The 10,738-nt window shown below is 67.7% G+C and carries 8 protein-coding genes and 2 pseudogenes; 7 read left to right on the forward strand and 3 right to left on the reverse strand.

What is annotated here, in order from left to right; genetic code table 11:
* Positions 1-52 precede the first annotated feature (52 nt).
* The 3 genes from ABZ858_RS24075 to ABZ858_RS24085 all read left to right on the forward strand — a co-directional run bounded on the left by ABZ858_RS24075 (position 53) and on the right by ABZ858_RS24085 (position 5,530).
* Positions 53-1,228, forward strand: a complete 1,176-nt coding sequence (locus ABZ858_RS24075; protein WP_361382127.1) for an FAD-dependent monooxygenase — start codon at positions 53-55, stop codon at positions 1,226-1,228.
* 115 nt (positions 1,229-1,343) lie between these two features.
* Entirely contained in the window at positions 1,344-5,129 is a 3,786-nt protein-coding gene (locus tag ABZ858_RS24080; RefSeq protein WP_361382130.1) for an RHS repeat-associated core domain-containing protein, read from the forward strand.
* 92 nt (positions 5,130-5,221) lie between these two features.
* The gene (locus ABZ858_RS24085; protein WP_361382133.1) at positions 5,222-5,530 is read left to right on the forward strand and encodes a hypothetical protein; all 309 of its coding nucleotides are present in this window, start codon (positions 5,222-5,224) and stop codon (positions 5,528-5,530) included.
* Positions 5,531-5,620: 90 nt separating this feature from the next.
* On the opposite strand, the gene ABZ858_RS24090 is transcribed toward ABZ858_RS24085, so the two are convergent.
* From ABZ858_RS24090 to ABZ858_RS24100, 3 genes and pseudogenes are all read right to left on the reverse strand, one after another.
* Complete coding sequence (locus ABZ858_RS24090) at positions 5,621-6,907, reverse strand: tyrosine-type recombinase/integrase (protein ID WP_361382136.1); 1,287 nt, start codon at positions 6,905-6,907, stop codon at positions 5,621-5,623.
* Entirely contained in the window at positions 6,907-7,131 is a 225-nt protein-coding gene (locus ABZ858_RS24095; protein WP_361382139.1) for a helix-turn-helix domain-containing protein, read from the reverse strand. Before ABZ858_RS24095 ends, ABZ858_RS24090 begins: the two co-directional genes overlap by 1 nt.
* A pseudogene (locus ABZ858_RS24100) lies at positions 7,131-7,676 on the reverse strand (replication initiator); the annotation flags it as partial. The gene ABZ858_RS24095 and the pseudogene ABZ858_RS24100, both read right to left, overlap by 1 nt.
* A 131-nt stretch (positions 7,677-7,807) precedes the next feature.
* Between ABZ858_RS24100 and ABZ858_RS24105 the strand changes: the two are divergent.
* The 4 genes and pseudogenes from ABZ858_RS24105 to ABZ858_RS24120 form a co-directional block, all read left to right on the forward strand.
* Positions 7,808-8,140, forward strand: a complete 333-nt coding sequence (locus tag ABZ858_RS24105) for a hypothetical protein (protein WP_361382175.1) — start codon at positions 7,808-7,810, stop codon at positions 8,138-8,140.
* Between the two features lie 577 nt (positions 8,141-8,717).
* The gene (locus ABZ858_RS24110) at positions 8,718-9,551 is read left to right on the forward strand and encodes a PIG-L family deacetylase (protein ID WP_361382142.1); all 834 of its coding nucleotides are present in this window, start codon (positions 8,718-8,720) and stop codon (positions 9,549-9,551) included.
* A 252-nt stretch (positions 9,552-9,803) separates the two neighbouring features.
* On the forward strand, positions 9,804-10,400 hold the full coding sequence (locus ABZ858_RS24115) for a hypothetical protein (protein WP_361382145.1): 597 nt from the start codon (positions 9,804-9,806) through the stop codon (positions 10,398-10,400).
* A gap of 141 nt (positions 10,401-10,541) precedes the next feature.
* Positions 10,542-10,738 (forward strand): annotated as a pseudogene (locus ABZ858_RS24120) (IS5/IS1182 family transposase); the annotation flags it as partial.

Raw genomic sequence — 10,738 nt, forward strand, 5'->3', positions numbered from 1 at the left:
ATAATCTATTGGAACGTCTATTCCACTTAGTCTAGCGGGAGAGCGGCTGCCCATGAACGAGCGGATCCTGATCTCCGGAGGCAGTATCGCCGGGCTGGCCCTGGCGCACTGGCTGGCCCGGTACGGCTTCCGGACCACGGTGGTCGAGCGGGCCCCGGCACCGCGCACCGGCGGCAACGGGGTGGACGTACGCGCCCAGGCCGTCGAAGTCGCCGAGCGGATGGGGATCATGGCACGGGTCCGCGCGCTGGCCGCCGACGTCCGGGGGATGAAGTTCGTCGACGCCTCGGACCGGACCGTCGCCCGAGTCGGCACACAGGACCCGGCCTCCGTGGAGATCATGCGCGGCGATCTGGTCGCGCTGCTGCGTGAAGTGACCGACACCGAGTACCTGTTCGACGACTCCGTCCGGCGCCTGGAGCAGGACGACGACGGCGTGCTCGTCACCTTCGAACGGGCCCCCGCCCGCCGCTTCCACCTGGTCGTCGGCGCCGACGGGATGCACTCCACCGTCCGCCGGCTCGCCTTCGGGCCGGAGGAACGGTTCGTCCGCTTCAAAGATCACTACTTCGCCTTCGCGAACGCCGATGCCGCCCTCGGTGAGGACCGCTGGGTGACCATGTTCAACACTCCGGGCCGCATGACCGGGATCTACCGCTCCGGGAACCACGCCCAGGCCAAGGCCTATTTCATGTTCCGCTCCGCGCCGCTGGCGTACGACCCCCGCGACATCGCGGAGCACAAGCGCCTGCTCGGCGAGCGGTTCGCCGGTGACAGGTCGTGGCGGAACCGGGAACTCCTCGACTCGGCCCTCGCCGACCCGGAGTTCTACTTCGACGCCCTGGCCCAGGTCAGGATGAGTTCCTGGCACAACGGCCGGGTCGCGCTGGTCGGTGACGCCGCCTGGTGCGCGTCCCCCGCCTCGGGCGCCGGCGCGGAACTGGCGCTGGTCGGTGCCTACCGCCTGGCCGGGGAACTGGCCGCCGCGGACGGCGACCACCGGGCCGCCTTCCCCCGCTACCACACCGTCCACCGCCCACTGGTCGACCGGAAGCAGCAGATCGGCCCCAACGTCCGCATCATGATCCCCAGAACCGCCCCCGGCCGGTTCGCCCGCGACACCTTCGCCCGCCTCCCGCTCATGAACGCGATGGGCAGCCTGGATCGCCGTTCGCAGGCGAGAAGCACCACCGCCCTGCCGGACTACTCCCGGCCCGGGCGGCCGTAGCCCGCCGCCGCATCCGGCTACTGGCACGTATGTATCCCGCTACGACGCACATGCCCGGCGAGATGCCCCTTCCCGAACTCGTACAGCCCTACCTTGCCTACTGCCGCATGGCCGGATGGTCATCACCACCGGCCCGGCCGACGCGCCTTGGGGCGAGCGGTGCTTTCGAGTGCGCTGGTTTGCCCGACCACACTCGCGACCAACCACCAGCTCTCCGCAGAACGGGCGCACCGACCTCGCCTACGCCGCACTCGGCCGCCTGACCTCCGTCTGGCTCGCCGACCGCACCAAGAGCTCATCGCCCTCCACACCGAGCATCAAGTACGCGTACAACGTCCGCCGCGACAAGACCACCGTCGTCAAGACCGAGAAGCTCCAGAACGACGGCATCTACGGAGCCGAATACCAGCACTACGACAGCCTGCTGCGCGCCCGCCAGCTGCAGACCCAGGGCCCCAACGGCACCCGTATGGTCGCCGACGTCTTCTACGACGGCACCGGCAAACCGAAGAAGACCAACGACACCTACAACGCGGCCGGCGCGCAGTCCGACGAACTGATGCTGGTGCCCGACGGTCAGGTCGGCACACAGAAGAGGTTCGAGTACGACGGCCTGGGCCGCACCACCGCGGACATCTCCCTCATCGGAGGTGACGAACAGTGGCGCACCACCACCGTCTACGACGGCAACCAGACACACGTCGACCCGCCCGCAGGCGGCGTCCCCACCACCACGATCACCGACGCCCACGACCGTGTCACCGAGATCCGGCACTACCGCACGGCCTCACCCCAGCCCACCGGCCCAGCCACCCAGTACGACGCCACCAAGTACACCTACACCCGGCGCGGCCAGCTGGAGACGGTCACCGACGCCAAGGGCGACGTCTGGCGGTACGAGTACGACCTGCTCGGCCGCAGGACCAGGAGCACCGACCCGGACACCGGCACCTCCCAGACCGGGTACGACACCCTCGACCGCACGAAGTGGACGATCGACGGCAACAACAAGAAGGTCTCCTACCAGTACGACAAGCTCGGCCGTCCGACCTTCACCTGGGAAGGTGAGGCGACCACCGGCACCAAGCTGACCGAGACCCGCTACGACCGCCCCGGATATCTCGGCGAGTCGTACGCCTCCCTGCGGTACACCAGCCCCACCCAGTACTTCGCCGGCATCGTCCAGAGCCGCGACGACATGTACCGGCCGCAGCGCGTGGACTACATGGTGCCGGCCTCCGAGGGCAAGCTCCAGGGCACCTACTCCTTCACCACCTCCTACCGGCTCGACGGCACCACGGCCAGCACCGGCATGCCGGCCGCGGGAGGGCTGCCCACGGAGACGTTCTCCTACGGCTATGACGAGCTCCAGCGTCCCGTCTCCATGAAGAGCACGCTGTCCGACTACGTCACCAAGGCGCTGTACACGGAGACCAGCCGGCTCAAAGGCATGATGCTGGCCGCGAACGGCGGCAAGCAGGTCCAGCAGTCCTTCCTCTACGAGAAGGGCACCGACCGGCTCACCCAGTCCACGATCGACATCGAGGGCGTCACCGCCCCGGCCAGGAAGTCGCAGTACTCCTACGACCAGGCCGGCAACATCCTGTCGATCTCCGACCTCGGCGGCACGTCACCGGATGTGCAGTGCTTCGCCTACGACACCGGACAGCGCCTGTCCGAGGCGTGGACCCCAGCCGCCACCCAGGCGGAGGCCACCGGCTCCGGCACGGTCGGCACCACCATGAACGGCAGAACGCCGGGCGCCTGCACCGCGGCACCGGGCGCAAGTCCGCTGGGCGGCCCGGCCCCGTACTGGAAGTCCTACACCACCGACGCGATCGGCAACCGCACCCAGGAGACCGACCACGACACCGGCCTGAACGCGTCCAAGAACATCACGCGAACCTTCGCCTACGGCGACAACGCCGGCCCGCACGCCGTCACCAAGGTGGTGGAGAACACCCCGACCGGCGACCGCCAGTCCCTCTACACCTACGACAAGACCGGCAGCACCCGCACCCGCACCATCGGCGGCAACACCCAGACACTCGACTGGGACGCCGAGGGCAAGCTGACCAGGACCAAGGACGCCGACGGCAAGGAGACGACGTACCTGTACGACGCCTCCGGCGAACGCGTCGTCCGCCGCGACGCCACCGCGACCACCGTCTACCTGCCCGGCATGGAACTCAAGCTGCCCAAGGGCGGCACGGACGTCCAGGCCACCCGCTACTACACCTTCGCCGACCAGACCATCGCGGTCCGCGAAGCCAACAGCACCCTGTCCTGGCTCGGCTCCGACCATCAGGGCACCGGCAGTCTGGCCATCAACGCCACGACCGGCGCGGTCTCCCAGCGCCGCTTCGACCCCTACGGCGCCGAACGGGGCAAGCCCACCGGCACTTTCCCCGGAGAGAAGAGCTTCGTCGGCGGCACCCTCGACCTGCAGACAGGCCTGACACACATCGGGGCCCGGGAATACGACCCACAAATCGGCAAATTCATCTCCGTCGACCCGGTCATCGACTACACACAACCGCAACAGATCAACGGCTACGCCTACGCGAGCAACAGCCCGGTCACACGCTCCGACCCCACGGGGCTTATGGATGTGGACTGCTGGTTCGCGAAGGTCAAGTGCTCGGGCGGATTCCCCGTAAAGGAACAGACCCCTGCAGATGATGCAAAGGATGACGTAGACAAGGCCTCTTGGGAGGTCTACGGGGCCCAGCAGAACCTCAACTCCACCAAGCAGCGCATCAAAAAGGTCGTCAAGACCCTGGCCAAGATCGCCATGGAGGAGCTGGGCGTCGACGCCGCCCTCGACTGTCTCTCCAGCGGCGACCTAGGAGCCTGCGGCGAAACCGCCCTGAATATCGCTGGCAGCTTCGCCGGCGGCCTCGCCGGCAAGATTGTCGCCAAATACTGGAAAAAGTGGAATCAAGGTAAGGAGCTTCTCAAGCGGATCACAAAACTAGGCGCGGAACTGCTCGACGGAGCCCAGGATTATCTTAAGAACCAGAAAGCACTCAGCAAGACGAAGGAGGCGCTGGCAGCGGCCCAGGAGAAGGCGAAGACTCTCCTCCGCAGGAGCACATGCGAATCCGCTCCGCACAGCTTCCTGCCCGGGACCAAGGTCCTCATGGCAGACGGGTCCACAAAAAACATCGAGGACGTCTCACTCGGCGACAAGGTCGTGGTCACCGATCCCGAAACAGGGGGGACCACGGTCCGCGAGGTCGCCGGCACCATCGTCACCAAGGACGACAAACACTTCGTCGATCTCACCATCACGACGAAGACCACCAAGTCCGCGGCCCTGATCTCGACCGTGACACACCCCTTCTGGGTTCCCTCCGACCACCGGTGGACCACGGCCGGCGACCTCAAGCCCGGCATGACCCTCCGGACACCGTCCGGAGACACGGTCACCCTCACGGCGACCCGCGCCTTCGACAAGCGCCAGCGCACGCACGATCTCACTATCACCGGTATCCACACGTACTATGTGCTGGCCGGGGCCACGCCAGTTCTCGTGCACAATTCAGGTGGCGCCTGTCCGCTCTACCGAAGCGACACTCGCGGCCCGGACGAGATATTTGAGTCGGGATTTGAGCCGAGAGGTGACAATATGGACCTCTTGGAGCATGCATCCGGATACTCAAGGAACTCTGGATATATTTCCACCACCACTTCGGAGTCTGTGGCGATCAAGCGTGGCGGAAACGTCTACGAGATTCGCGGTGTTGATGGAGTGGACGTAAACAAGGAGTTTCCTGGGAACCCATTTGCGCATGAAAGGGAGACTGCAATTCCAGGGCGGGTCGACACAAGTTGCATCGTTGCTTGCAGGCTTCGAGGCGGAACTAGGGTTCTGAACCCCAACTATGGCGGGGGATGATTGTGGAAGAGCTGGCTCGGACTGCAACCAGGGCAAACGGGGAGGTGACGAACGTGTTGCTCCAGGTTTCTACACCGCCTTCGACTCTTCGGATGAGATTGCCCGATGAAGAGTTTGAGCGCATCTACGAAGAGGTTGATTTGCTGGAATGCCTCAAATCAGCCCGCCGCGATCTCGAAGACATGGGTCTGCTTCTGTGTTGCCAGGGTGCGAGATTGAATGTCTTCCCGTCAGGGATGACTAGGCAGATGACGGAAGGTCGATTGGCCTACTCGTTTCAATCCGGAAAAGCGCTCTCTGATGACGACCTCGTGGATATCTTCGCTCCAGCAGACTGCTCCGAGGTCGGAACGCTAGAAGACCAGCTAGCGGCGATGCGGAAACTGTTTCGCATGAAATGAAGTTGATTCACCTTGGGTGAATCTGATGGCCCCACCAGATAATTCCGGTGGGGCCATCAGGGCGATTTGACGGCAGCGCTGACGGCGACGTCAGCGGACAGTTGCTGTGGTGGGCGGGTCGTCTGGGTCGTCGTCGTCGGCCGGGCCGAGGGCGTGGCCAAGGGTGTCGATGGCCTGGCGCTGGAGGCGGAGTCGGACGTGGGCGTAGACGCCGGCCGTCACGCCGATGTGGGCATGCCCCAGAAGTTCCTTGATAACGACGAGGTCGACGCCCTGTTCCAGCAGCAGGGTCGCGGTCGAGTGCCGGAGGTCGTGGAAGCGGATCGTCCGGAGCCCTGCGCCGTGGAGGAGGCGCCGGAAGCGGCGGGTGAGGTTGGTGGGGTCGAGTGGCCTGCCCTTCGGGGTGGTGAAGACGAGGCCGTTGTCCGTCCAGCCCGTTCCGGCCGCCTGGCGCTCTTCCTCCTGCCGTTCCTGGTGGATCTTGAGGGAGCTAATGCACTCGGTGGGGAGGGCGATGCGCCGCTCGGAGGCCAGGGTCTTGGTATTCAGGATGGTCAGACCCTGGCTGCGGGTGCGTTGGAGGGAGCGGTGGATGCTGGCGGTGCCGCCGTCAAGGTCGAGGTCTTCCCAGTGGAGGCCGAGGAGTTCGCCCTTGCGGAGTCCGGTGCGCAGGGCGAGTTCGTACAGGGCGTGAAGCCGGTCGCCGGTGGCCGTATGAAGGAGTCGCCGGGCTTCTGCGGCGGTGAGGGGCTGGAAACGCCTGGGGCGGGGCGTGGTCGTCTTGACGTTCCGGGCGACGTTGCGCGGAAGCTCATCCTCGCGGACGGCGTGTTCCAGGGCGGACTTGAGCACGGCGTGGACGTACGTCACGGTCAGCGGTGAGAGCCGCTTTCCGCAGCACTGGCCGATGGCACAGCAGGACCGCCGGACGGAGTCCCGCTTCCGGGCGCAGCACTGGCAGGTGGTGCGGAGCCCGTCGAGGAAGGTGCGCACGTCGCGGGTGGTGAGCCGGGCGAGCTTCTTGGCGCCGAGGCCGGGTTTGATGTGGAGGCGGATGGAGGCCGCGTAGCGGGTGTGGGTGTTCTCCCGCAGGTGGTGGACGGCGATGCCGTCCAGCCAGTAGGCGAGATAGGCGCTCACGGTGCTGTCGGCTGCCGCGATAGGGAGGCCGCAGTTGCTGGCGGCAATCTTCTCGGTGAGCTTGGTCATCGCGTCTTTACGGGTAGAGCCGTAGACGCGGACTCGCTTGCGGGTGTTTCCGGGGGCGAGGACGTATCCGGCGGCTTCCCAGCGTCCGTCCGTGCGCTGGTAGACGGTCCCGTCGCCGTTTGCACGGGTGCGGGAGCGGCGGGACGAAGCGGGGCGGGGAGCGGTCATCAGGCGGCTTCCTGTTCCAGGCGGGTCAGGATGAAGTCGGTGAGGGCGTGGCTGGGGATGCGGCGGGCGCGGCCGAGAGTGATCGAGGCGAGTTGGCCGGAGCGAAGCAGGTCGTAGACGGCGGAGCGACTGAGCTGGAGGCGTGCCATGACCTGGGGGACCGTGAGCAGCTCCAGCGCCGGGGCCGCTTCCGCGTGGAGGACGGCGAGCGGAGGCGAGGGCATCAACAGCCCCCTTCGGCCGCGAACTGCCGGTCCAGTTCTGTGCGGTGCCAGACGTCGGCCGCGAGGAGCGCCGCGCCGGGGCTGTAGCCCGAGCCGAGGTAGTCCCACTGGCCGACGACCAGCGTGGTGTGCGGGGCGGACTCGGGCAGGCTGGCGTGGGAGCGGGCCTCCTCGGTACGCCAGGCGCGGCGTGCGTCGCGCAGCGCGCCGAGGGTGGTGGAGTAGCGGTGGGACTTGGTGGAGAAGTGGCCCCGGAAGCCGAGCATGTGCGCCCACTTCCAGAGCTTGAGGTCGGCCAACTCCGGCAGCCTGCCCAGTTCCCAGCAGGTGCGGATCATCTGCCGCACGTGACGGGCGACGGCGAGCCAGGGCAGTGGGCGGGCCTGTCCGGTGCCGTTGCACGCGGTGCAGGGGAGCGGGGTTCCGTGGGGCAGGAGGGTGGCGCCGCGTCCCTGGCAGGGGCGGCAGTACAGGGCGCGGTCGAGGGTGCCGGAGGCGTGGGCGGACTTGGTGGCGTACTTCGCCACGTAGGCAGCGACGGCCTGAAGGAACAGAACGGGCGGCAGAGTGCCGATGCGTCCGACGCTGCCCCGGCTCCGTCTGAAGGAAGCCCTGCTCGGAAGATCCCGGGGCGGATTGACCAGCAAAATCCATCTCGCCGCGGATCGCGGACCCGGTGGCGCGTACCGGTGACATGCTGGTGGAAGTGGAGCGGTTCACGCTGCTCGTCCGCGGCATCGACCACGTGGCCACGCTCCCGCCGGGAAGCATCCCGGGGTACGACGCGGTCGGCGTGGTCCGGCAAGCCGCCGCGGACGGCACCGGACCCGAGCCCGGCACCCGAGTGGTCACGCTGACGACCGGTGGCGCCTGGGTGCAGACGCGGACCGTCGCCGCCCACGAGGTGGCGACCATACCGGAAGAGGTCGACCCCGGTCAGGCCACCACCTTGCTGGTTTCCGGAGTGAGCGCGCTGCGGGGTGCGGCGCCTCGGCGCCTCGGCGCCTGACCGGCCGCCGTCCGCTGGTCACCGGAGCCACCGGCCGCGGTCGGCCACTTCGCCGTCCAACTGGGCCGACACGCCGGGGCGCACGTGATCGCCGCTGTGCGCGACCCTCGCAGCCGGGACGGACTGCCGGCACTCGGAGCCGACGAGGTCGTCACCGCACTCGCCACGGTGTCCGCTCCCGTGCACGGTGTGATCGACCCGGTCGGCGGAGCTGCGATGCCGGACGTGGCGGGTGCTCTGCCACGCCAGGCGTGGCGGTTGCCCGGCTCGACGGTCAGCACTCCGTGCTCGCGCGCCGCCACAGCAGGCATCTCGCATCATCCTGGAGATCACCTCATGACTCCCGTGCCCGCACCGCCTCGCGACCCGATGTCGACGTGTTCCGTGCGCGCCGGGAACAGCTGGTGCGGCCGGCACCGTTACAGGGAGCGAGGGACCGGTGCCGCACGGGCGGGAGCAGACGGTGAAGGCGGAGACGAAGACGAAGTCGTCGCCCCGGCCGGGTCCGGGACCTCGGGAGCGCGGTACGTCCGCCGTGCTCTTGGATCAGTACGTACGTCCGTAGGAGGACTGTCTCATGGCCGACCGGCCCTTGACGCTCATGGCAGTGCACGCCCACCCCGACGACGAGGCCACCGGAACCGGAGGAGTCCTCGCGCGGTACGCGGCGGAGGGTGTGCGCACGGTTCTCGTGACGTGTACCGACGGCGGTTGCGGGGACGGGCCGGGAGGTGTCAAGCCGGGCGATCCGGGGCACGATCCGGCGGCCGTCGTCTCGATGCGCCGTCAAGAACTTGAAGCGAGTTGCGAGGTTCTCAAGGTCAGCGATCTGGAGATGCTGGACTACGCCGACTCCGGGATGATGGGCTGGCCGAGCAACGACGCCCCCGGGTCTTTCTGGCGGACCCCCGTGGAAGAAGGCGCCGCCCGACTCGCGGAACTCATGCGGCACTACCAGCCCGATGTGGTCGTCACCTATGACGAGAACGGTTTCTACGGACACCCCGACCACATCCAGGCCCACCGCATCACCATGGCGGCACTGGAGATGACCGAGCTGACACCGAAGGTGTACTGGACGACGATGCCCCGCTCGGGGATGCGGCGGTTCGGTGAGATCATGCGCGAGTTCCATGAGGACATGCCGGAGCCGGATCCCGCCGAGGCCGCCGCGCTGGCCGAGATAGGCCTCCCCGACGACGAGATCACCACGTGGGTGGACACCGCCGCGTTCAGTGGCCAGAAGTTCGACGCGCTGGCCGCCCACGCCAGCCAGGGCGAGAACATCTTCTTCCTCAAGATGGGCAAGGAGAGGTTCGGCGAGCTGATGGGCATGGAGACCTTCGTACGCGTCCAGGACACCACCGGAGCGGCCGTACCCGAGAACGATCTCTTCGCCGGACTGCGCTGATCCGCCCGTCCGGACGGCCGGGAAGGCGCGTCTGCCGATCGGCGCGGTCGGGCGCCGGCTCGTTCCGCCCGGGCCTGGGCCCGGGCGGCGGCCGGTTCCGGGCTGCGACGTGCGGTCCCGGCTACCGGCTCCGAGAACGTGCTGGCCGCTGTCGAACGAGACCGGGAGCGGGAACGGGAGCGGGAACGGGAGCGGGAGCGGGAACGGGAGCGGGAACGATGCAGCCTGGCACCGTGGTCGACAATGACCCGCATGGACGTCCCCGAGCTGCTCGCATCAGTTTCCCTCCTGGTTCCGGAAGAGGCCGCTACCGACAACGACATCTCGGTGCGGGACGTCTGGGACTACCTGGCCCACGACGAATGGCAGATCGCCCTGAGCCTGCTGGAGGAGCTTGGGGGTGGGCGACCGATGCCTCTGACGTTCTGGGAGCAGCTTGCCGGGGCGGCCGAGGAACTCGGCCTCGGGCGGAGCGCGGCCTGGTGCCACTGGCGCTGCTCCGAGATCCGGAACGGCATGATCCGGGCGGACCTGACGCTCCGCCCCGTCACAGAGGCGCGGCGCAGGACACCCGTCCCCGGTCACGGTGTGCTGCGGCCCATGTGGGACATCGGGAACCCCTCACCCGACGGCGGTGCTTCGGTGAGCGTCGCCGGGCTCTGGGTTGAGGACATGCCCGTTCTGGAGCCCGGCGGCCGTGCCACGGTCCGCCTCGTTCCCCTCACCCCCGCTCACTGGACGCACGTCGGAACCGGCCGACGGATCACCATGCACGAGGACCGAACTGTGGCCGGCACCGCGGTCGTCCTGGAGGTTCGCCCTCCTGCCACCGCCATGCCCAGGAGATGAGGGTGCCCCGGCCTCGCGCTGGTGCGAACAGTCTGGTGCGCACAGTTCGGTACTCGGTGGAGCACTCGCAGGAGTACGGACTAACGAGTTGGTGCGTGATAGCGGGTGAGTGTCGTGCCAGGTGGATGGCATGATCCCGCTGTGGCGATCAAGGTCAATCGGGCGGTGTTGGCGCATCGGCTGTTCACGGGGCTCTCTCGGTCTCACCTTGCCTGCCTGGTCGAGGAGTTGGCCGAGCCTTGGCGGGCGAGGGTCGAAGGTCGTCGCCATGCGACGCGGGGCGGGGCCAGGAAGCGGGCCGCGGGTGCCGGCGCCCGCCATCGGCTGGTGTTCGTCGA

The sequence above is a fragment of the Streptomyces sp. NPDC047017 genome, from assembly GCF_040644175.1.
Lineage (GTDB): Bacteria > Actinomycetota > Actinomycetes > Streptomycetales > Streptomycetaceae > Streptomyces.